Here is a 24,395-nt window from a genome sequence, read left to right on the forward strand (position 1 = left end):
TTTTGTCCACAAAGCTCATTAGATAGCTCGAAAGGATATTCAGAATACTCCTTTTGAACAGTAGCGGACTAATTATGGATGTTATTTGATCTCTATTTCCACGCTTTGCACCTATATTTGCATAGTTGACACTAAATACGGAATAGTATTAAACCTTAAAAAAAAGACTATTTACTATGAATACATCCTAAAACTGTAGAATGAAGAGGTGGCGGAGTAATGTTGGGAACATTTTGAATGCCTTGACTTGTATCTAAAATTCCTAAAAATCTAATATTATTATATTCTAACTAAATGAAAAGTATATGGATAATCTAAGAAAAACGCTTGGCTGCTTGCTACTATTTCTTTTTGCAGCAGTTACATCTACTTATGCACAGGTTGCAAAGCAGTATTCGGGTACTGTTATGGATGCCGACAGCAATGAACCTATCATCGGTGTCAACGTAACTCTTAAAGATGCACAAACTGGTACCGTAACGGATATTTCCGGAAAGTTCTCGATTAGTGCTCCTGTTGGCTCTACACTATCATTCTCTTATATCGGATACGTGACTAAAGAGGTTAAACTGGGAACGAATACCAGTTTGAAGATTACAATGCAGGAGGATCAGAACCAATTGAGTGAAGTAGTGGTCATCGGATATGGTGTAGTGAAAAAATCAGATATAACCGGTGCTGTGGCTTCTGTTTCTTCCAAACAATTTAAGGATCAGCCGGTAAAGCGGGTGGAAGATATTCTGCAAGGACGTACTGCAGGTGTGGCAGTGACGAGCGTAAATGGTTTACCTGGTGGTACAGTTAAAGTTCGTGTTCGTGGTACTACTTCTCTTAATACCAGCAATGACCCCTTGTATGTCATCGATGGCATTATGTCTGGTGGACTGGATGTAAATCCAGCTGACATTCAATCTATTGAAGTTCTGAAGGATGCTTCGGCAACGGCTATTTATGGCTCACGCGGTGCTAATGGTGTGGTATTGGTAACTACTAAAAAAGGGGTGGAAGGTAAAGTGCAGATTTATGCAGATGTGGCTATAGGCGTATCGAACATTCTTAAAAAATATGACTTACTGAATGCTTATGAATATGCGACTGCATTAAAGGAGTATAATGGTATCTCATTTGCAGATGATGAGATGGAAGCCTATAAGAATGGCTCCAAAGGCATTGACTGGCAGAATTTGATGTTGCAGACCGGTATTAGTCAGGACTATAAATTAGGTATTTCGGGTGGAACGGCTAAAAATAAGTATCTTATTTCCGCCAATGTATTGAATATGACAGCCATGACCATCACGACCAAGTATCAACGTGCACAGTTGCGGATAAATTTGGATAATGAACTCACTAAGTGGTTGACACTTTCTACCAAAATTAATGCTTCACGTACTCACAGTCACAATGGGGGCATTGACATTATGAACTTTCTGAACTATTCTCCTACGATGGAAATGAAAGATCCGGTAACGGGCGTTTATAATATGGACCCTTATAATTCAGTAAATGGAAACCCTTATGGTGCACGTGTCGCAAATTATGGTGACTCATATGTGTATGCTTTGAATACTAATATGGATTTGACTTTCAAAATAATGAAAGGGTTGACATTGTCTGTACAGGGTGCTGCTAATTACTCTCATGTTCCGAGTTACTCTTTCACCTCGTCATTAGCAAAACCCGGTCAACTTAGTGGTATGGAAAATGCGAGCAGGATGAATCTTTTCTGGCAGAATACCAATAATGTGACTTATAACACAAGTTTCGGCGATCATCATTTGACTGCAACCGCTGTGTTTGAAGCAAGTGGCGCCGAAGGTAGAAATTTAAAACTGACCGGAAGTGATTTAGCCAATGAGTTTGTTGGTTATTGGAATGCAAAAAATGCAAAGACACGCGATGGAGAGAATGGCTATTCCGCAGAAGCTATTGTGTCCGGGCTTGGTCGAATTATGTACAATTACAAAGGAAAGTATATGCTGACAGGTACTTTCCGTGCCGATGGTTCATCTAAGTTTCAGAAGAAGAATAAATGGGGATATTTTCCGTCAGCAGCTGTTGCTTGGGATGTTGCTAAAGAAAACTTTATGAGTAAACAAAACATTGTCCAGCAATTGAAACTAAGAGCCAGTTTTGGTGTTGTTGGTAATCAAAGTATCGGTGCTTACACAACATTAGGTATGTTGGCTCCTACAAATTATGACGGTTATGGTAGCGATGCAATCCATACCGGTTATTGGACTGGAAATCTCGCTACACCGGATGTAACATGGGAAAGCACCTATCAGTATAACATAGGTTTGGACGCCAGTGTTTTAGACGGTCGCTTGAGTTTTACAGCCGAATGGTTCCGAAAGGATACTAAGGACCTGTTGCTTCGCAAACCTGCTCCTCAATATAACGGAGGTGGCTCTTTCTGGGTCAACCAAGGTGAAGTTAGAAACTCTGGTGTTGAATTCACCATTACAGCTACTCCTTTGACAGACAAAGATATATTTGGTTGGGAAACATCGCTGAATGCATCTTATTTAAAGAATAAGATAATCGATCTGGCAGGTAGTGATTTTATCGTTGGGGAGAATTATACAAGTATTGGCGGTGGTCCTATTCAAATTAAAAAAGTAGGGTATCCGATTGGTTCTTTCTATCTTTATGAATGGGCAAACTTTAATGACCAGGGCGCCAACTTGTATAAACATCAATCTAATGGAAGTTTGACAACCAATCCGGGTGCTGACGATCTGGTTACTAAAGGGCAGGCCGAGCCTAATTGGACTTTCGGATGGAATAATACATTTACTTGGAAAAATTGGACGCTCAATCTCTTTATCAATGCTGCATTAGGACAAGATAGACTGAATGTAAGCCGCTATGCGATGGGATCTATGACAGGTGTATATCGTTTCATCTCTTTATCTGATGCTTATTACAAAAGTTGGGATAAAGTAGCCAATAAAGCAGATGCTGTGTATGCAAGTCATAAAAATTCAGATAATAGAAACTATCCTGATTCCGATTTCTGGCTTGAAGATGCATCATTTGTGAAACTGAAAAATATAAGCCTTACGTATAATATTCCTAAGAAGATAACGAAAGTAGCCGATATTCAATTGTCGGTCAGTGCTCAAAACCTGTTTACATTAACGAAATACACAGGTATGGACCCAGAAGTGTACAGTGAATCCGATTACGGCTTTAATGGCGTAGATATGGGCTCTTATCCTGTTCCAAGAACTTTCACTTTTGGTATGAAACTTAACTTTTAATCTTTTAACTATACATGGATATGAAAACAATATATAGAATATTCAAATCTGTCGGACTAGCATTGATAGCACTTTGGATGGTGTCTTGCCAGGATTTACTGACAGAAGATCCTAAAGGGCAGTTGGCGGTAACTAATTTCTTCAATTCAAAAGCTGATCTGGACTTGGCTCTGAATGGAATGTATTCCAAAGTTGCAAGTGATATGTATGCAAATATCTGGGCAGGTTTCGAATCAGTGATGGGTGATGATATTTCTACACACCCTGCAGCTAATAAACAGGGGTTGCGTGAGGTAGATACTTATAATGTTTCGGACAATAACACTTGGGTGACTGAATTGTGGGGAGCTCGTTGGAGATTGGTGAAAGCTGCTAATTTCATTATAGATAATGCCGGACGAACTCCGGAGGTGAGCCAGGAAGAGAAAGATGCGGCCATTGGACAAGCTTATTATTGGCGCGCCTATTCTTATTTTTACTTTGTAATGGCTTGGGGAGAGGTACCTATGGTTGTGAAAGATGAAATCAATTACAACATGCCATTGGCAACCGTTCCTGAAATTTATGAACTGATTGTGTCTGACCTGAAAAAGGCAGAAACAATGGTCCCTGCCAATTATACTAAAGATCCCTATGCAAGGAATGGGGTAAACATTGCTGTTAGTCAAGGAGCTGTAAAAGCAACATTGGCTTATGTGTATATGGCAATGGCGGGATGGCCGTTGAACAAAGGAACAGAATATTATCAACTGGCCGCTGCAAAGGCAAAAGAAGTAATCGATGCTGCGAAGAAAGGTACTTACTACTACAAGCTATTACCTGATTACAAGCAAGTATATTCGATGGAGTATAATAAGAATAATCCTGAAGTGTTGCTTGGTGTTTACTATAATTTGGGAATAGATGCACTTACCAATGCTCCTTTAGCCGATTTCCTGGCAGACTATGCTTATGGTGGCGGTGGATGGGGAGATACGAACGGAGAAATTAAATTCTGGTATGATTTCCCGAAAGGCTCACGCAAAGATGCGTCTTATTTCCCGAAAATCATATTGAAGAATGAAACTAAGTTGCGTGATTGGTGGGAAGACCCCAATCCGGAAGCGCCGCGTGTGGTTGTTGCTCCCTGTTTCATGAAGAAAGTAGAAACGACCACTGGAGAAGAATTCGATTATACGAATCCGAAGATTTCGATGAATCAGAATGGAGAAAAGACGCATCAGATTATTCGCTTGGCAGAAGTATATTGCTGGTATGCCGAAGCCGTAGGTCGTTCAAAAACAGGCAGTATCACGGAAGCTGTCAACTTATTGAATGAGGTACGCAATCGTGCCAATGGATCTGTTGTTGCAGACCGGGATATCTATAAGACAACCATGTCGTATGATGAGTTGGCGGAAGCTGCCTATAACGAACATGGCTGGGAAATAGCCGGATATTATTGGGGTAACATTGCTACCAGGGCGAGAGACATGTTCCGCATGAACCGCATTAAAGATCATTTCGAATACAGAAAACTGAATCCAGAGATTGAAGTTGCTCCGGGAGTATTCAGAAAAGAAGCGGTACCTGTATCCGGTACGTGGAATGACAGTAAGATGTATCTTCCCCGTCCTTTTGTGGACTCGTCCATTAATCCGAATTTGAAGAACTGAATGAAACCAATGTAAACAACAATCATTATGAAACTAAGATATTTGTATTTAGCAATAGGTGTATTATGTAACACCTCTCTGGTATCATGTGGCGATAGCTTCAAAGAGAAGGTAGAGGTAGTCCCATGCGGAGTCTCCGCTGATGCTTTGACATTCGAGGTCGCTCCGACTGAAATGCAGACTGTAAACATTACGTCGGAGGCTAACTGGAAAGTGGCAGTAGATCAGGGCGGTGGTAATTGGCTTACTGTATCTCCTTTGGAAGGAACTGGTAACGGAACGATTACTCTTTCTGCAGATAAGAATAACGGTCCCAAACGTGGTGCAACCCTGACCATTGCGGCGAAAGGTGCTGAACTGCGGACCATTACAATTATTCAGGATGGTTATAAGGGCACTATTTATAATTATGGCGACTTTACCGGGTTGCAAAAGACGGGACTTGTGGCAGGGATAAATCCGATTACTATCGTAGACAATGATGAATGCGAAGACGGGAAAGCACTAAGAATATATACACGGCCGGGTGAGGAATATTCAGGTACGAACGGTGACCGTTTTAAAGTACAAACCACAACACAGTTTGGTTCCGGTCGTTATGAATGGAGAGTGTATGTGCCCAAATTTGGGATGAATGACCGGGCTAGTATCGGAGCATTTGTCTATTTCGACGACACTCATGAACTGGATTTTGAAATTTGTTCCGGTACGTCTGCGGCCCGTAGTCAACATAATGCGGGACCTGACGATATGTTATGTCTGGTTTCCAGTCAGGCAAATCCTTTCTTCTCCGAATATACACCTATCAAAGGCGATGCCTGGCATACATTTGTTTTAGATTTGAAGTTGGAAAATAAGAAATACCTGGCCGAATGGCTGGTCGATGGCAAGACGCTGAAAAGAGCTCAACTGAATTTTGGTGAAGAGGCTTATTTCCGTGCCATATCCAGTGTTGAGAATCTTATCGGTATGGGCGACCATGCGGCTACTCAAGAGAATTATGCTTTATTTGATTATTTTGAATACGTTCCTTACGAATATTCAATGAAGCCTATTATCGAAGGCCAGTTACCTCCTGAACCGGAAGGAACGACGACACGATGGGATTTTGACGAAGAAGGAGTTATACCTGCCGGATGGACAAATGCCGGAGGAAGCGTATCGGGTGGTTTCTTGAATTTGCCGAACGGTACTAATTTGACTTACGGAGAAGCTGTTGGAGCCGGAAAATATACTTGGGAGATAGATGTACCTGGTATAGGTGTAGGTGAGAAATGGTTGGCGGGAGGTAATATAGCCGCAACGAACGCTGAAGAAAGGTCATTCTCTATGTTTGTTTTCCCTGGCACGGAAAACGATCGTGCTGCTTGTACAATTCCTCCTGTTCCGGGTCAGATGCTGGTACGTTGCTATACAGAATCAATGGGAGTTTACGGTGTTCCTATTGATCCGGGTAAGCACACTTTGACTATCGATCTCCGACTTAATACAGATGGCGCATATTGGGCGGCATGGATCATAGATGGAGAGGTTGTGAAGACATTTACTACCTGGTATACACCCGAGGCGTTCCAATTTGGTTATTCATTTATAACCTTTGCCAATGGTGGTGGATGGCAGGGAGATAAAGAGACCCAGGGTATATATACTGCCAAATATGACTATTTTGAGTATAAGAAGTATGTATATGAGTAATTCCGGTAAATAATGAGGTATTCAGAAATTATCAGAACTGTTGCATATTGTGCAATATGGGTAGTGGTAAGTGTTTCCTGCAAGCAGGAAACACCTACTGCCACCGGGAAAAAAGTGTTTCCTTGGTTTGTCTATAAAGACTGGAACTCTTTTAAGGATATAGAGCCTGTAAAAGAAATCATTAATTCCATCAGTGTTTTCGGAAATCCCCCGAAATCTTTTATTGACGAGTGTCACCGGAATCATATCGAAGTCTATCAGGCTGTAGGTGGAAGTGAAGAGAATATAAGCACGCCCGAGAAAATAAAAACACTTGTTGATGGGTATGTGGATGCGTGTAACGCCAACGGATATGACGGCATAGATTGGGATTTCGAGCATTTGAGTCCCGATGTTCAAGATACGTATACCGGATTTTTGGAACTCGCTTCACAGAAACTCCACGCTGCCGGGAAGAAGCTAAGTCATTGTGTCGGGTTTTATCCGGCTTTGTATCAGGATGAAACGACAAAAATGTTTCATGACCCGGAGGTGTTGGCGAGAACTTGTGATTTAGTCAGGGTGATGTGTTATGATATGTATTTCGCACCGGGAATAGGCAAAGCCGAACTCAAACATCGGGATGATTGTATGGGTATGGGACCTACTTCTGATTATTCGTGGACAAAAGAGGCTATGTCTTTCTGGATCAAACACATTCCCAAAGATAAACTGGTGATGGCTTTACCGGCTTATGCGAATGATTACGCAGTGACTGGACATACGAAGGGTAGACAAATTTACCAATCTGTGCCCGATAGTGTGAGTGGGGTTTTACCTTCTCCTACCTGGTTGTGTTATGAAAAGGTAAATATATACCTGTATGATGCAACTGATGGGAACCGACATCTGTTTTATGCAAGCGATGCCAGGAGTACGGAAGCTTTACTCGAACTCGCTGATGAGCTTGGAATATCTCAAATCGGTTTCTGGCATTTCAGTAGTGTCGATCCGCCAATGTGGAGTGTTACTGACAAATGGAAAAATAAATGAGAAATGAATAAGTTCAACAGATGATACAAATGTCTGATAATCGATTATAATATTGATTTAGCGAAAAATATCGACCTTAGAAATGATGATATAGCCTTTTCTATCCCCCGCTTTTAAAAGAGGCTATCCCAGTAATAAAGGAGCTGTCTGACAAGTCCTGATTATTGAAAATCACCCACGCTATAACTATCTGTAGCGTGGGTGAAATTGTTAATAAGGGACTTGTCAGACAGCTCCTTTTCCTGTTTTTTCCTACAAAATCAGAACCTGCAAAACCGGATTAATATTTCTTTTCTTTATCACTTACAGTCTGATATTCGGCCAATTCCCGTTCTCCGAAATCTGCAAAGTTGTAAGACTCGTCATGCTGACTAAGGTCGAGACCGATAGCCTCGCTTTTAGCTGATACGCGCATTGGAATCATTTTGTTAGTTATCCAGTAAAGTATGTAGCTGACAATAAAGCTGTATGCACATACGATAACTACTGCCAATATATGAATCAGGAATACTTTAACGTCTCCGGCTAGCAGTCCATGCACAAAGACGCCCGTAAGTATCGTTCCGAAGATACCGCCTACTCCGTGAGTAGGGAATACATCCAATGCATCATCCACATTCGTATGGTTTTTCCAGTGGACGGCGATGTTGCAGACCATTGTTGTCGTCAATGCGATAAAAATACTCTCTCCGACAGTGACATATCCCGCAGAAGGAGTAATGGCTACAAGACCCACCACAGCACCGATAGCGGCTCCCATTGCCGACGGTTTACGTCCGCGGAGACAATCGAAGAATATCCATACCAGCATGGCGGTAGCTGAAGCCGTATTTGTATTCAGGAAAGCTTTGATAGCAACTCCGTCTGCTGCCAATGAAGAGCCTGCATTGAATCCGAACCAGCCTAGCCAAAGCATGGATGCTCCTAATATCACGTATGGAATATTTGCAGGTGTATGTGTCTGTTCCCTTCTGTTGCCGAGGAAGATGGCACCTGCTAAAGCTGCTACCCCGGAGGAAGCATGCACAACGATACCACCGGCAAAATCGATAACTCCCATCTGGCGAAGGAATCCGTCAGGATGCCAGGTCCAGTGTGCAAGCGGGCAATATACAAAGATACAGAACAAAATCATGAACACCATATATCCGGAAAAACGGACGCGTTCTGCAAAAGATCCTGTGATAAGGGAAGGGGTGATAATGGCAAATTTCATTTGAAATAGTGCATAGAGCGCCAAAGGAATGGTTGGTGCCAGGAATTCATTTACTTTAGCTCCTACATTATTGAACATGAAAAAGGTAGCAGGGTTTCCTACAAATCCGCCTATATCATCACCAAAAGCAAGGCTGAATCCGAATACCACCCAAATAACGCTGATAATACCCATTGCAATAAAACTCTGAAGAATAGTAGAAATTACGTTTTTCTTTCCAACCATACCTCCATAAAAAAAGGAAAGTCCCGGAGTCATCATTAACACGAAAATGGTTGCGGTAATCATCCAGGCCACGTTGGCTGTATTCATCTTTTCATCAGGTTCCCATACTCCGGCAGTTTCGGGGGTAAAAACGCCGATTAAACTAATGATGACCATTAATGTCATCATGATAATCCATCTTTTCTTCATACGATTCTTTTATAGCTTAGTAATGACTATTGGTTTCAAAAAGATTTATTTTTGGTAGTAAACGTATCTTTTTGAATTTTGAGTGCAAAGATATGAAACATATTGAAATAATATATCTTTGTTTTAAAACATTTTGTTTGTAGATTGGTGGATGATGTGTTATAATGATCGTAAAAAGTGCGAATATATAGAAAGAAGAAGAGGATACTTGAGTGGGCTATAAACTATTTAATTACCTTTGAAGTAAAGTAGGTAGAAGATGCATTAGATGAAATTGCAGAAAATTAATGGCTTTGTTGTTATATCTACAATATAAATTGACCGATGGTCAAAAGCCATCGGTCGATATTGATAGAACTTCGTATCATCTTTTGAGTAACTCCAAAATGCTACTTTTCTATATGAATAATACCTATATATCCTCCTCCTCTGCTCATATCTATGAGAAGCTTTTTATCGTTTTCAATGATTTGGTCCTTTACTTGTGAGTCTTTAGCCTGATGAACTGCGTTTATGCCGTCCATGTGTGCTTTTATTTTTTTCGGTCTATTTCCTATGAAGGATAAGTCAATCTCAATATGCCTTGGAGTAGCTCCGTTAATGACACCGATATACCATGTATTGTTATGTCGGCGTGCAATAGCTATATATTCACCTACTTCTCCTCCCAAAGGGACTGTCTCATCCCAAGTGGTAGGTGTATTTTTGATAAATTCGAAGCTTTGAATATTTTCATCATATTTAGTTGGGCTATCTGAAATCATTTGTAACGGGCTTTCGTAGACTACGTACATTGCTAATTGATGACTACGCGTTCCTTGACTCATAGGTTCATGCTGATTTTCATAGAAGGTTTCCGGATGTGCATTAAGCATAGCTCCAGGAGTATAATCCATTGGACCTGCCCACATACGCAGATAAGGTATGATGACATCATGTGTAACCGTGGCTCTTTTGCTCCATTTATTATACTCCAGTCCTATCACGCCTTCGCGTGTCATCAGGTTCGGGTATTTGCGCCTCATGCCTTCGTTGGGGTAAGAACCGTGAAAGTCTACTAATAATTTGTATTGAGTGGCTTTAGCTGCTACTTGTTCGTAGAAGTTAACCATCTTGGCATCATTGCGATCCATAAAATCTATTTTAACTCCTTTCACTCCCCATTTGTAGAATTGTGCAAAAGCCTCATCCATTTGTCGCATGATGTTCACCCATTTCGACCATAATTGGATACCTACTCCTTTTTCTGTTGCATATTCACAGATGCGCGGAATGTCAACATCGGGATTGAGGGTTAACAGATCGTTACGTGCTGACCAGCCTTCGTCAATCAGGACATATTCGATGTGATGTTTGGCTGCATAGTCTACCAGATATAGATATGTATCGGTGTTAATGCCGCTTTTGAAATTTATATGATAGATATTACGGTCATTCCACCAGTCCCATAATACTTTACCGGGCTTAACCCAAGTATAGTCGTCGGTTTGCTCCTTCTCTTCGGAGAGTAAATATATAAGCTCGCTTTGTAATATGGAAGAGGCATTGTCGAAGATACCGGTCACCCGCCACGGAAAGACCCGTTTCCCGCAGTTGGGAATAAGATAGTCTTTGCGTGTGGAGACGTAAATTTTATTATCTCCTTCGTATGGCACTTCCTTATCCGGATAATTGGCAAAAATGCCATGGAAGGATTCTTGGCTGGGTTGTAAGTACATTCCCGGATAATTATAGAGATTGGCCTCTGCTAATAATACTTTGTATTTGTCTACTTCAACCATTACAGGAGCTACGGAGAAACTGTCTTTGGGTAATGCATTGATCGGCTTTACCGTATAATCCTGTTCAAACCAGTTTTGTAGTTGGTCGGTTAAAAGAGTGTACGAGGTATGATCCTGTCCGAAGCAGAAAGATACAGACTCTTTCTTTACGGGTTGTTTATTGTTCGCAGTACTTACGAAACGATAGGCCACTCCGTCATTATAGACTCTGAATTCGATCTTATAGTCTTTGTAAATAAGCTCAACCTGGTTATAATTATCCACTGTCTCTTTATATTTACGCGGTACAATAAATTCCACTTTCTCCGAAACGCTCTTGCGAGTTACCTTTCTACATTTGTCTGTTCCCCAAGTGTCGTTTCCGACTGTAAGTGAGAGCGGGCAAGTATCAAGAATCTTTGTTCCATTCCGGGATAAGCTGTAACTGACTTGGTTGTCAGTCTCGATAGTTATCACATTTTTCTTGTCCGGCGAACCGGCCTCAATTATTTTGGCAACGGTTATCGAAGGATAACAAAAGGCTGCCGTCAGTAGAAAAAGAATATAGTTTATCTTCATAATTAGTTTCCTCCGGATAAAACGATGAATGATAATCCTGTGATGAACAGGATAAACATGACTCCTAAAAGCCTGTCGGTTGATTTGGAACTACCGGTGAACTCTTTCCAGATAAATACACCCCATAAGGCGGCAATCATAGGTGCTCCCTGACCGAGAGCGTAGGAGATGGCAGCTCCCGCTTTTCCTGCGGCTATATAACTCAAAGCAGTTCCCAATCCCCATATACATCCTCCGAGAATACCTACCAGATGTGTGCCCGCTTTTCCCGTAAAATATTCTTTATAGCTTACCGGAGTTCCTACAAACGGACGTTTCATAACAACTGTATTGAACAGGAAGTTACTCAGGAAGATACCTATTGAGAATATAAAGAAAGCGGTGTATGGAGTAGCCATGCCCGGAGTAGGAGAGTCAAAATTGTTAAGGTCCATGGCAGCAGCCACAAAACGGTAGAAGAAAGACATAAGTATGCCGGCAATAGCCGCAAGAATAATCCCTTTCTTGCTATTATTATTCCCCTCTTTTTGTTGTCTGCCTGCCGCTATTCCATTGCAGATGATAGCGATAACAATCAAGATTACTCCTGTAAACAACCAGAACGGATCTCCTTTGGGAGTGCTGAAATAGTTGATGAACACACCTAGGACCAAGGCAAGTCCTACACCCAGCGGAAAAGCAACCGCCATTCCGGCAATGGAGACTGAAGCTGAAAGTAAGATGTTGGAAGCATTGAAAATAACTCCTCCGATCAAGGCACTGACTATGTATCTGGCATCTACTTGCCGGATATCTTCCAGAAAACCTCTACCCGAATCTCCGAAACTTCCGAGTGTGAAAACCAGAAGTAAGGCAAATAATAAGATACCGATCGTATAATCCCAGTAATAAAGCTCATAACGCCAGTTCTTGCTGGCCAGTTTCTGGGTGTTACCCCAGGAACCCCAACATATCATGGTTATGAAGCAAAAGATAATGGCTAATGTATAACTATTGACTATAAACATGACTCTTTCTTTATTGGTTTATATTCTTTTCTTCTTTTCCTGTCACTTGGCGGACAATGGCATCTAATGTTCTCTGAATATTCTCTTTTCCTTGAATCATAAGATATTGATGTTGTCCTTTGTCTGACGCATTAAATAGACTGTGTCCTGCACTGTCTATTGTAATCGTTCCCTTTGTTGACAGTTCAAAATAATCCTTCTCCGGCTCTATGGCCTGTATGACAGAGGTCAAATCCCAAGTTTGCCTGTCATAAGGCATTTTGTCATATATCTGGTAAGATACACAAAGAGGATGTTTGTAAGCGTCCGGGAAATCATTCAAGATACTCTGATGCGGATACAACAATTTGTTGCCTAGTTCCCAGCCGCTTGCAATGACCGGAGTGGGCCATTCGCTGAATACGGTTTGGGCTGCACTTATATCCTGCACTAGATTCCATTCGGGGAAATCGAACTCGTTCCCATAGAGTCCTCCCATTACGGACAACAGTTTCACTTTTTGGGCAACGAGTGATTTGCCGTCCAAAGGACTGTATTCATCGGCTTCCGAGTGTAGCAGGCGTGAAAGGTTCGTTTCCGGTCCTACGGCAATAAATACCACGGAATTATCTGGTTGCGAAGCCAGTAATTTCCGTAACAACTTATATCCTTCCGGCAGATTATCTTTTATGCTTCTTTGAGGATGCAATATCTTATTGCCTTCAATAATGGTATCCAAAGTCTGGCGGAGATAACCTCCGTCTTCGGGAGTAGCTCCGTTGTATGCATATCCCAATGGAATGTCTCCCCTCTCGTTGAGGCGGCAATATCCGTCAATATATTCAATTGAATAAGGATTGGACTTGCTGATTGTGATACCTAGCAGATCTATTTTTCCGGCTTTCTCATAGTTGAATAGCATTTGCATCGCCAGCACGTCGTCAATGTCATTGCCAACATCCGTGTCGAATATCACGGGAACGGGTTGTTTCAATTGATATTTTAAAGACTTGTCACTTTGAATGTCAAAGAATAAATCCGGATTCAGACGGGTATCGGCAACTGATTCGTCAATACCGATATAGCCCATTGGATGATAACCGCCTTCGAAATAATTCTCATTGGCAAATCGGAGCGAAGGTTGCATACCGGCCGGATCGAGCACCGTTAAAGCCAGGATATATTTTCCCTTGGCAATGGGGGCATCAATAGAAATATTCTTCCGGATGTGATAAGTTGCCGGAACTGTCTGGTATTTATGCTCATCTACCGACCAATTATCTCCCGGCATCCATTCGGAGATGTTTACTCCCTCCAATATTTTTCCCCACACTTTTTGATGACTTTCAGGGTCTAGTAAAGCTACTTCTACCGGCCAGTTATAATAGAATGGAGACGATCCGGTGTTGACAACTTTGAAAGAAATAGGGAATTGTGCTCCCGCTTTAATTTCTTTCGGGTAAGAGAACTCATTGATAATGAACCGGTATCCCATGGCTTTTTGCAGTATCTCTGCATTTTTCCGGAACTCCGGCTCGTTGAAGTCTGCCCAAGTGATTCCGCCTAAATGATTGCAGTGCAGGTTCCGAATCTGTTCCATGACATATTCCCGGGTATCTTTATCTGCCACCACTTCTTCAAAAGATTTGAACCGGGCCAAATCTCCCCAGTTCCAAGTGATTTCTCCTCCTATCGGCTGGGTTTTCCAACGATCACCCAGCTTCTTCATTTCCTCATAACCTCTTACAATCTCTTGGGGTTGAGACCATGAATCCCAATAAATCCCGAATTCGTAATCTTTAAACTCATAGGCATAACGGACCATTACTTTCTTGTTCTTGAATGCTTTGGCAAAGGCATCTCCCAGAATCTTTTCCATGCCCGGAATCCATGTCCGGTTAGCTACGTGTTCCGGTTCGTCGTGCGGAGCCCAGTAAGTTGAGAGATCCGGGTCATGGTGTTCTCCCCATTCTCCGATAATCCCCATTTCTACATACGCTACTCGTGGATCGTTATCCCACGCCTGTCCGAGTTTCTCTACAAGTTTTTTTACGCGTTCAGGAAAAGAAGGGTCAAAGTATCCCCCGGTAATGGGGGTATTTTTGTCTTTTTCTTCTACATAGGCGGCCACGGAGTTCGGTCTTTGTTTATAAGGACCTTTTTCCGGAGTTATTCCTTTGGGCCAGTGCCAACCGGTCAAGTCATCCGGATTAGTGGGGTCTTTAGGTTTTCCGCCATGCCAGGGTTCCAGCCATACAAGAAAAACCCGGGGAATTACTTTGACGTTTATATCTTCCACTCCTTTCCAGCGATGATTGCTGTAAGCGATAATCTTTTCTACTTCGTCATTGGCGTCGTCTTCGAGCATATTCCACTGCATATATTCTTTTGTCAGTGAACCGTAAGGGTAGGGATATTCTTCCCTAATCCGGTCGATGCCGGGAGCGAAGAATTCCCTGAATCCTTTCATCGGATTCCTGAATGCATTCGGATATTCCTGATAAGAAACCGTCACGGTTTTTTCACTGCATGCAGATATCGTTCCGAATAACATTAGGAGTAATATGTTTCTGATGTTTGATTTCATTAAGCTTGCTTATTATTGGATTTTATATTTCAGAGTTTTATCCTGTCTCATGTCATCGAAATCGTCAGTTGGGATTTCAAAATATACAGGTTCTGTATTGACACCGATATGTCCCATGGGGTGACGTCCGCCTTCAAAGTAATTTTGAATGGCAAATCTTAATGAAGGAAGCATGCCGGACGGATCTAATACGGAAATTGCGATGATATAATCTCCTGTGTCCAGTTTTTTGTCTAAAGTCAGTTCTTCCTCAATATGATTCGTTGCAGCCGGTTGAGTATAGACTTTTGCTGAATTATTCCAGTTGTCTCCCGGCATCCATTGTGATATTTTAGGAGTTTCCAATGTTTTGCTCCATACAACTTCTTGAGTCTGGGAGTTTAGTAAGGCAATTTCTACTGGCCAGTCATAATAGAAGGGTGACGATCCTGTGTTGGTTACGTCAAATGATATTTTGAACGGCTCATCCGGCTTGATACTTGTCGGGTAACTGAAATTGGACAAAAGAAAGCGGTAACCCATTGTCTTTTGTAGTAATTCTGCATTGGGTTCGAAAGTCGGGTCATTGAAATTAGCCCAAGTGATACCTCCCAAGTGGTTACAATGCAGATCGCGTATTTGCTGGATGACGAGGTCTTGCGTTTGGGCATCTGCTACTACTTCTTCAAAAGATTTGAATTTATAGAGGCTTCCCCAGTTCCAGGTTATTTCTCCGCCTATGGGCTGAGTTTTCCAGCGGTCGCCGAGCTTTTTCATTTCTTCGTAGCCACGCACCTTTTCTTCATCAATAGCCCATGAATCCCAATAGATCCCGAATTCATAATCTTTAAACTCATACGCATAGCGAACCATTACTTTCTTGTTTTTGAAGGCAGCAGTAAAGGCATCTCCCAACACCTTTTCAATGCCCGGCAGCCAGGTACGGTTCTCTACATGATTGGGTTGGTCGTGAGGAGCCCATACTGTGGTGATATCCGGGTCGTGATGTTCCCCGAATTCGCCGATAATTCCCATTTCTACATATGCTACTCTAGGGTCATTGTCCCATGCTTGTCCGGCTTTCTCTACCAGTTTTTTCACTCTTTCCTGAAAAGTAGGGTGGCAATAGCCCCCAATAATAGGGGCGTTAAGATCGTCTTCATCGTACGTCTCTCCCGGAATGTCGCTTGGCCAATGCCAACCGTTCAGGTCGTCCGGGTTGTCTGTATGAGTGTTCTTGGCATATCCTCCGTGCCAAGGTTCCATCCATACGATATAGATACGTGGGATAACCTTGACATTGATATCTTCTACTCCCTGCCACCTGTGGTTACTGTAAGCTATAATCTTGTCGACACCGTCGCTTTCATTGTCCTCCAGCATATTCCATTGCATATATTCTTTAATGATAGAGCCGTAAGGATACGGATATTCGTCTCTTACCTTGTCATAGCCCGGGCCGAAGAATTCGCGTAAACCTTTCATCGGATTTCGTATCGCATAAAGATACTCTGCCGGATTGATTGTAACTCTTCCATCCTTTACTTCTACAGTTCCTCCTCCATCGATAGGAGGAAGTATGCCATGGTCCTCTTCTTTGCATGAATAAAAGAAGATACTCATCAATAGTCCTGTGATAAAAATAAATTTTTTCATGTGCTAAATGATTTATGTTAATATCCTTCGTTGTTTTCTGTGATAGCGTCATTGGCATCGACGGCTGCCTGTGGGATTGGGTATAGAACATGATAAGGCTGTATGGTGACTCCGGCATGGTCTTTCATATATTCGCCCAGTTTGCCGAAGCGGATTAAATCCCAGCGGCGCAGGTGTTCACAACATAATTCATGCAATCTTTCTTCCAGTACGATTTCGGCAAACTGTTCTTTATTCAGATTGTCGGCTGCTGTTATGGAAGTCAGTCCCGCTCTGCCTCGTACTTCATTCAAGGCATCATACTTATCATTACTTGTGTCATCAATGCTGTTCAGCGCTTCCGCTTTCATCAAAAGTACGTCTGCATAACGAATCATTGTAAAATTCAGATTATCATCTTCAATCACATTACCTGTTTCTGCGTCCCAGAATTTACCGGAAGAAGGAGGTGTCTGGGTGACACCTGCATATTCTGTGATGAAGAATGCCTTTTTACGTTTATCGGCGTTATCATAAGAATCATATAGATATTGTGTCGGACCGAATCCGCCCCAACCGCCAAAGTTGGTCGGGCCTCCTACATTACGAGGTCCCCAATATGAATGCTGGATGCTTCCTTCCAATCCCCACGAACCGGAATGCTTGAATTGAATTTCAAATATATTCTCATATTCCTGATTCTTGTTTTTTGGATCAAATATATCCTTTAGATTATCATACAGCTTGAATTTGCCTTCGAGCATCCGGCAGTATTTTAATGCTTCTCCCGGTTTTCCCCACTGAAGATAAATGCGTGCCAGCAGAGCTTGGGCTGCATAGGACGTAGCTCTTCCTTTATCTTGGGCATTCGGCCAGGAGGTAGGGAGCCCGAGAGCAGCTTCCATGTCCTGGGTAATCAGTGTATAAACTTCGTCAACCGTGGCACGCGGTTTCATTATCTCACTTCTATCAATGGATGATTTTGTCCATAAAGGAACCCCGCCATACATTCTCACCAGGTCAAAATAGTAGATCGCTCTTAAAAAACGGGCTTGCATAATCATGGAACTATGGAGATCTGCACTGACTGCATCCGAAGGCATATCAATAACTGCATTACAACGTTTGATACCTTCGTAACAGAGCCGGTAGTGATTGTCCAGAAATTCGTGTGAAGCGGAAAAAGTATAATAATGTAATTGGGAATAAGCCGCCCAACCCATATCAAACGGAATTACTTCATCTGTACCGAATTCAGTAAGGGTAATGGTATATTTTCCGACAAAGACTTCTTGGAGCGTGCCATAAGCGGCATAAAGAGTTTGTTGCCAGTCTTCCGGTTTTTCATAAGCATTTTCCGGTGTCAGTACACTTTGAGGTGTCAAGTCAAGAAAGTTGTCGCAACTGCATAATGTCAGGCAGCTGAAAGCTAATATTAATAAATATTTTTTCATAATGTTTCTGTTTTTAGAAGTTAAGAGAAATACCACCGATAAAGCTACGGGCGTTCGGATAAGGATTGGTATTGTCGCTGGACTCTACGTCAAATCCTGTAAATTCAGTAGCTGTGAATAGGTTCTGTACAGAGAAATAAACCCTGATATTTGAGGCTTTGATATTTCTGATGACACTTTTCGGCAAGCTATAACCAATTTCCAGATTACGAAGGCGCAGGTAATCACCTTTTTGGAGATTGGCGTCAGTACCGTCTCCGTTAGCATAAGCGCTACCAACTCGCGGGGCCGGATATTTGTTATTCGGCCGGTCCTGTCTCCAATAATATTTGTAATAGTTTTCACTCATGTTTCCCCATACATTGAAAGAGTTGAGGTAACGGTTCAGTGAATTATTGATTTTATGTCCTCCTGCAAAAGTAAAGAATGCGGTAAGGTCAATACCTTTATATGAGAATGTATTGGTAAAGCTACCGTAATATTTGGGGGTGGAAACTCCGCAGAAATCACGGTCTTCTCCGTTGATAACATAGTCTTTCTTAGAATCCAGAATCTTGCGGTCACCGGGTCGGGCATTGTATTTGGCAGCTTCGGCAGCTTCGTTCGTTTGCCAGATACCTTCGGATTTTAATAAGTAGAATTGCCCGATAGGACGTCCCACAAACAATGTTTTATTGACGTCTTGTTTGCCGTCGTAAAGTTCTTTGATCTTGTTGTTATTATAAGAAATCATGAAGGCTGTCGTCCATAAGAAGTCTTTGGTGCTGATGTTGACTGTGTTCAACGTAAATTCGATACCTTTGTTATCGATTTTACCGATATTGGTGAGTGAAGTGCCGAAACCGGATTCCAGTGGAAGGGGGACTTCCCATAGCAGGTCGGTCGTACGTTTATAATAAGCTTCAATCGTACCGGCTATCCGGTTGTTGAATAACCCGAAGTCAATACCTAAGTCTAGTTGGTTGGCTTTTTCCCAAGTCAGTTCCGGGTTCGAGATGGAAGTTTGTACAGAACCGGTTACCAGATTATTTCCTAAGACGTAATTGGCTGAAGCACTTCCGAGGGCAATTGTCGGAGCATAAGCGAAATCTCCGATATTCTGGTTGCCCAATTTTCCGGCGCTGATTCTTAACTTCAGGTTGCTGATGACCGGAGCGTTTTCTTTGATGAAACTTTCTTCAGAGGTACGCCATGCAAGAGCCAGTGACGGGAAGAATCCCCACCTGTGTCCCGGGGCAAAACGGGAAGAACCGTCGCCGCGCATGGTCAATGTTGCCAGATAGCGGTTGCTGAAATTATAATTGAATCGTCCGTAGAAAGACACCAGGGAAGAGGGAACTGCATACGAAGAGTTCGGCCCATGTTCTTCCGCTCCTTGCAAATTGTAATACTTGAGAATGGATGACAACTTTTTAGAGTCGGCGGTAACTTCTTCATAATCAGTCCGGGAAGCTGAGAAACCAGCCATTGCAGAAAATTGATGTTCTTTGTTGATATCAAATGAATAAGTGGCAGTGTTCTCTGTTTGCCAGTATCTTTTTTTATTCGACATTACATTGGCATGGCCGCCAGCCGTATAATGTTGTCCCATACGTCCGTCCTCGTAAGTATTTACTTTGTAAAAGACAAGCTCTCCACCGTTGTCGGAACGCAATTTCAAGTTCTTTATCGGTTCTATCTCAATGTAGGCGGAACCTACGAATCTGGATTTGAGTGTGGCTTTGTCAAGCAAGTCGACAATGGCTACCGGATTTGCTTTCGTGTTGAGGAAACCATCGAAATATTCTCCGTCTTCTGTATAAATAGGAGCTGTCGGCTGTGAACTAATGGCGCTGAACATAGTTCCGTATCCCGAATCTGCTTCTTCGTTGATATTCATGAGTTTAGACTCGATGACATTGAAACGTACACCGTATCTTAACCACTTGTTTAGTTTGGCATCCATATTATATCGAACGGTCAGTTTATTGAAAGACGAGTTTTTGACCGTACCTTTCTGGTCATACCAGTCTACTCCCAGAAAGTGTTGTATATCGTTCTTTCCTCCGGAAATTGAGAAGTTATAGTTCTGGTATTGCCCGTTTTGGGTAACAGCATCCTGCCAGTCGGTCGATTCGCCACGACTTAGCAAGCGTAGTTCTTCTGATGTCCATTTGTAGTTAGGCTGGGCAATGGATACTAATTCATAATATTGCTGTGCGTTCATCAAATCTTGCTTGTTCAACATTCGTTGCGTACCGAAAGAGGCATTCAGGGAGATTTTGGCTTTTCCGCTTGTACCTTTCTTGGTAGTCACGAGTACTACACCATTAGAACCTCTTGAACCATAGATAGATGCGGAAGAAGCGTCTTTTAAAATCTCGATAGATTCAATATCACCGGATGATAAATCCTGCAAACCACCTTGTACAGGAATACCGTCGACGATATATAACGGCTCACTGCCGGCCCGGAGCGAACCTACTCCGCGAATAACGACAGAAGCATCCCCACCCGGTTTTACGGAGCCGGTAGTTACTTGCACACCGGCGGCAAGTCCTTGCAGGGCAGTTGTCACTGTTCCTACTTTGGAGTTGGTAAGATGTTCCGATTTGATAGAGGCAACAGCACCCGTCAAATCGCTCTTCTTGGCAATACCATACCCGATTGCCACTACTTCGTCCAAGTTAATGGCGTCTGCCGCCATTTGTATATTAATGATATTTTGCTTTCCTACGGTAACTGATTGTTTTACCATGCCCACGAAAGTAAACTCCAGGACATTTCCTCTTTTGGCTTTGATGCTGTAGTTTCCGTTTGCATCACTTACGGTTCCTGTTTGAGTACCTTTTATGGTTATAGATACACCTGGCAATGTTTCATTACTCGTGTCGGTAACGGTTCCTCTGATGTTGATTGTCTGTGCATGTAATACACTGACAAAAAAGATGGCTATAAATAATATAATGTGTTTTTTCATGACGCTTATTTTAAAGGATTGTTAGTTAATAGGCCCGGATAGGAAGAACACCAATTTTCCAACCGCTTTTTGAGCAGATTTCCGAAACGATATTAGTCTCTTCGTAGAAATTCACATAATAGGCAGACCAACCGGCTTCTCCGTCACCTTCGCTTGAGGTCCAGTAGTTGTTTGCCGGAATATTGACTCCTTTTTCTGCTAATAAACTTTTCACCTTGAATACTTCGATCAGCTCTTCTCTGGAAGGGAGGAACCAGTCGGCATATACGGCATTTCCTTCAGTGACACTATTGTCCAGACAAAGTTGGGCGGCAATTTTGACTCCTTGCCACTCGGGCCAGTTGTTCGCACCCTGTAATGCATTGAACTTCTTGACTATATTTTGAGTGTTTGTATAGCCGCTTCCCATACTTTGGCTCGTTCCGGCCGCATCCGACGGATTTACTTCCGGTCCGAATTGTTCTGTGCCCGTACCGATATTACTCATGTTTACGATATATCCGTGTGCCTTTGTGGCATCTACCCAGAATACAACACCTCCTCCAAGCTTGTCTCCTACATTCGTCTCGATAGTGATTGTTCCAAGATTACTTTTCCGTTCTCCTCTGACAATCATGATAGAGTTTACTCCGTATAATCCTTCCGGAAGTATAAATTCTACTCCTTCTTCATTAAGAGTTAATGGCAGATTGTATTCGACACCTGCCGGATAGAAAGAAGCATATAATACGGCAACATCCCCTGCTTCAAATCCTTTTCCCTGAATCTCGACTTTGCTCTTGGGCTGCACATTGCCCGAAGGGAGAACAATATCAGTGATAGGAACAACGAAAGGCACTTTGAAAGTTCCGTTTAAAACGGTCTGTTTCCCTGCTCTTTCAATTATTATGGTATACTCACCGCCTGCTTCCATTGGGACGATAAACTTCAGGTAACTATCTGTAACCTCGGTGACTTCTACCTTTTCTTTCTGGTTGGTAGCGTTACTTAAATAGACTATATCTTCTTTTGCAAATCCGAGTCCGTTGATTTGCGCCACCTGACCGGGGATGATGTCATTTTCCGAAGGAAATTTTATTTCCTTTAGAATGGGAGCTATAGGGGTAGCGGTGTGTTCGTCGTCGCTATCACAACTATAAAAGTTGCATACTATCAATTCCGATAAAATAGGGATGAGTAGTCGTTTCAAATAGGTTTTCATGGTTCATTAAATTTAAAAGTTGAACGATAAGGCTAATTCTTTTTCAAGCATGAAGTGCTTCACTTCATCGAGAGTGGGAATAGACGGTTGTGCACCCGAACGTGTGACTGCAATGGCGGCCGCAGTGTTAGCAAAGTTGAGTGCTTCCTGATCTATTTCTTTCTTGGCACAAACGACTGCCAATGCGCCGCAAAAAGTGTCGCCTGCGGCGATCGTGTCGATCGCATTTACTTTGCAACCGGAAAGCTGGATTGTTTCTTTAACATTTTTCATGTACACACCTTGGCTTCCCAGTGTGATTACGACATTGCTTGTACCCGCTTTCAGCAATGTTTCAGCAATTTTCTCGAGATTGTTATCTGTATACTCAATTCCTGAGATGAATGAAGCTTCCAGCTCATTGACGACTAGTATATCAATGGCTTTCATCAGCTCCTCATCAATCAGACAGGCGGGTGCGGGGTTGAACAATACCTTTTTACCTTTTTGCTTTGCCGATAGAGCTATTTTTTTAATTGTTTCGTAAGGAATCTCAGCCTGCATGACGATGATATCAGCTTCATCGATTACTTCTGAGAAATGGGTAATTGAACCGGGTAGTAAAGAATAGTTAGCTCCGGGAGCTACTGCAATGCAGTTCTCACCACTGTGGGCCACAAAAATAAGTGCGGTTCCTGTGGGATGATTGACATCATCAATAATGTAATCGGTGGTGATACCTTCTTTTTTAAAGTGATTTTTTAAAATATCCGCGTACATATCATTCCCCAAAGAGGTGACAAACGTCACAGAGCCGCCAAGCCTGGCTGCCGCCACAGCCTGGTTGGCTCCTTTGCCTCCGAGGGACTGCATGAAATTTGCATCTCCGACTGTTTCGCCGGGTGCCGGGAGATGGCTGACTTGTGCAACCATGTCGATGTTTGAACTTCCAATAACTACTACTTTCATTTGAATCAGATTTATGTGATAGACCTAGGCTTTTCTTTATTCTATAAGTTGACTTCCCTTTTGTATGGAATAGCACTCTGGGCACCGATACGTGTGACGGCAATGGCAGCCGCTGCATTTGCGAATTTTACGGATTCGGCCAACGAATGTCCTTGAGATAGATAAACACTGAATGCTCCACAGAAGACATCTCCTGCTCCGGTAGTATCGATTGTTTCTACTTCTTTAGCAGGAATCATGGTATATTCGTCCTTTTCTTTCACATAGGCTCCGTCTTTTCCCAAAGTGATGACTACATTTTCTATTCCTTTCTCTCCGATAGCTTTAGCTGCCCGATGCGCACTTTCGATATCCATTACTTTAATTCCCGATAGCATTTCTGCTTCAATGCGGTTAGGTAATATAGTATGTACATTATTTAAAAAGGAGTTGCTCAAAGTAGAGGCAGGTGCCGGGTTGAGTATTATTTTCTTGCCGTATCGGTTGGCAATAGTAGCAGCGTACTCTACTGTATCGATTGGAACTTCAAGCTGCATAAGTATAATATCAGCTTCCTTGATTTTTTCTTCAGCCTTGTTGATATCTTCTGTTGAAAGCGAACGGCTGGCACCAGGTGCTACAATAATACTGTTTTCACCAAACGAATCGACAGAAATAAGAGCTACTCCTGACGGGCTTTTCTGATCGGTGAATATAAATTCAGTATTGATTTTCTCAGATCTGTATATTTCCAAAGCTTGCAGCCCGAATAGATCGTAACCAATCTTGGAGATAAAGGTGACTTCCGCTCCCAACCGGGCTGCTGCGATTGCCTGATTGGCTCCTTTTCCTCCGGGGTTCATATAGAAAGTTCCACCTAGAATGGTTTCTCCGGGGACAGGTAGTCTGTTGGCTTTCACAACCATATCGGTATTACAGCTTCCGATAACTACGATTTTGGGTCGATTGCTAGATATAGTTTCCATAATATTAATAATTAAGATGATGCAAATAAAAGAAATAATAATGCTTTGAGTTTTACATTAATAC

At 42.3% G+C, this 24,395-nt stretch carries 14 protein-coding genes; 4 read left to right on the forward strand and 10 right to left on the reverse strand.

Annotation, left to right across the window (positions count from 1 at the left end; translation table 11 throughout):
• The first annotated feature begins 305 nt into the window (after positions 1-305).
• Genes LPH68_RS12425 through LPH68_RS12440 form a run of 4 tightly spaced genes read left to right on the forward strand, consistent with a single transcriptional unit; the run spans position 306 to position 7,648 of the window.
• Positions 306-3,266: a TonB-dependent receptor gene (locus LPH68_RS12425; protein WP_151923587.1), complete on the forward strand. Its 2,961-nt coding sequence runs from the start codon at positions 306-308 to the stop codon at positions 3,264-3,266.
• A 20-nt stretch (positions 3,267-3,286) separates the two neighbouring features.
• Complete coding sequence (locus LPH68_RS12430) at positions 3,287-4,921, forward strand: RagB/SusD family nutrient uptake outer membrane protein (RefSeq protein WP_134985513.1); 1,635 nt, start codon at positions 3,287-3,289, stop codon at positions 4,919-4,921.
• A 27-nt stretch (positions 4,922-4,948) separates the two neighbouring features.
• Positions 4,949-6,616: a BACON domain-containing protein gene (locus LPH68_RS12435; protein ID WP_008776876.1), complete on the forward strand. Its 1,668-nt coding sequence runs from the start codon at positions 4,949-4,951 to the stop codon at positions 6,614-6,616.
• A gap of 12 nt (positions 6,617-6,628) precedes the next feature.
• Positions 6,629-7,648 carry a glycosyl hydrolase family 18 protein gene (locus LPH68_RS12440; protein WP_192923107.1) on the forward strand — a complete coding sequence of 340 codons (1,020 nt, stop codon included), beginning with the start codon at positions 6,629-6,631 and terminating at the stop codon, positions 7,646-7,648.
• 280 nt (positions 7,649-7,928) lie between these two features.
• On the opposite strand, the gene LPH68_RS12445 is transcribed toward LPH68_RS12440, so the two are convergent.
• From LPH68_RS12445 to rbsK (LPH68_RS12490), 10 genes are all read right to left on the reverse strand, one after another.
• Positions 7,929-9,278, reverse strand: coding sequence for an ammonium transporter (locus LPH68_RS12445; protein ID WP_008776878.1), 1,350 nt, complete (start codon positions 9,276-9,278; stop codon positions 7,929-7,931).
• Between the two features lie 389 nt (positions 9,279-9,667).
• Positions 9,668-11,617: a glycoside hydrolase family 97 protein gene (locus LPH68_RS12450; protein WP_008776879.1), complete on the reverse strand. Its 1,950-nt coding sequence runs from the start codon at positions 11,615-11,617 to the stop codon at positions 9,668-9,670.
• 2 nt (positions 11,618-11,619) lie between these two features.
• Complete coding sequence (locus LPH68_RS12455) at positions 11,620-12,624, reverse strand: GRP family sugar transporter (RefSeq protein ID WP_151923585.1); 1,005 nt, start codon at positions 12,622-12,624, stop codon at positions 11,620-11,622.
• Positions 12,625-12,634: 10 nt separating this feature from the next.
• A complete protein-coding gene (locus LPH68_RS12460) occupies positions 12,635-15,190 on the reverse strand; it encodes a nucleoside hydrolase (protein ID WP_083793673.1) in 2,556 nt (851 codons plus the stop codon).
• Between the two features lie 12 nt (positions 15,191-15,202).
• On the reverse strand, positions 15,203-16,825 hold the full coding sequence (locus LPH68_RS12465; protein WP_008776882.1) for a DUF4832 domain-containing protein: 1,623 nt from the start codon (positions 16,823-16,825) through the stop codon (positions 15,203-15,205).
• A gap of 17 nt (positions 16,826-16,842) precedes the next feature.
• Positions 16,843-18,258: a RagB/SusD family nutrient uptake outer membrane protein gene (locus tag LPH68_RS12470; protein ID WP_032849682.1), complete on the reverse strand. Its 1,416-nt coding sequence runs from the start codon at positions 18,256-18,258 to the stop codon at positions 16,843-16,845.
• Between the two features lie 13 nt (positions 18,259-18,271).
• The gene (locus LPH68_RS12475) at positions 18,272-21,217 is read right to left on the reverse strand and encodes a TonB-dependent receptor (protein ID WP_118196270.1); all 2,946 of its coding nucleotides are present in this window, start codon (positions 21,215-21,217) and stop codon (positions 18,272-18,274) included.
• A 25-nt stretch (positions 21,218-21,242) separates the two neighbouring features.
• Positions 21,243-22,418 carry a DUF1566 domain-containing protein gene (locus LPH68_RS12480; RefSeq protein ID WP_230296947.1) on the reverse strand — a complete coding sequence of 392 codons (1,176 nt, stop codon included), beginning with the start codon at positions 22,416-22,418 and terminating at the stop codon, positions 21,243-21,245.
• 12 nt (positions 22,419-22,430) lie between these two features.
• The gene (gene rbsK, locus LPH68_RS12485) at positions 22,431-23,366 is read right to left on the reverse strand and encodes a ribokinase (RefSeq protein ID WP_134985516.1); all 936 of its coding nucleotides are present in this window, start codon (positions 23,364-23,366) and stop codon (positions 22,431-22,433) included.
• A 41-nt stretch (positions 23,367-23,407) separates the two neighbouring features.
• Positions 23,408-24,331 (reverse strand): ribokinase, encoded by a 924-nt coding sequence (rbsK, locus tag LPH68_RS12490; protein WP_008776887.1) that lies wholly within the window; start codon positions 24,329-24,331, stop codon positions 23,408-23,410.
• Positions 24,332-24,395: the final 64 nt, after the last annotated feature.

It is taken from the genome of Bacteroides sp. 1_1_30 (assembly GCF_020982715.1).
In the GTDB taxonomy this organism is placed as follows: Bacteria; Bacteroidota; Bacteroidia; order Bacteroidales; family Bacteroidaceae; genus Bacteroides; species Bacteroides xylanisolvens.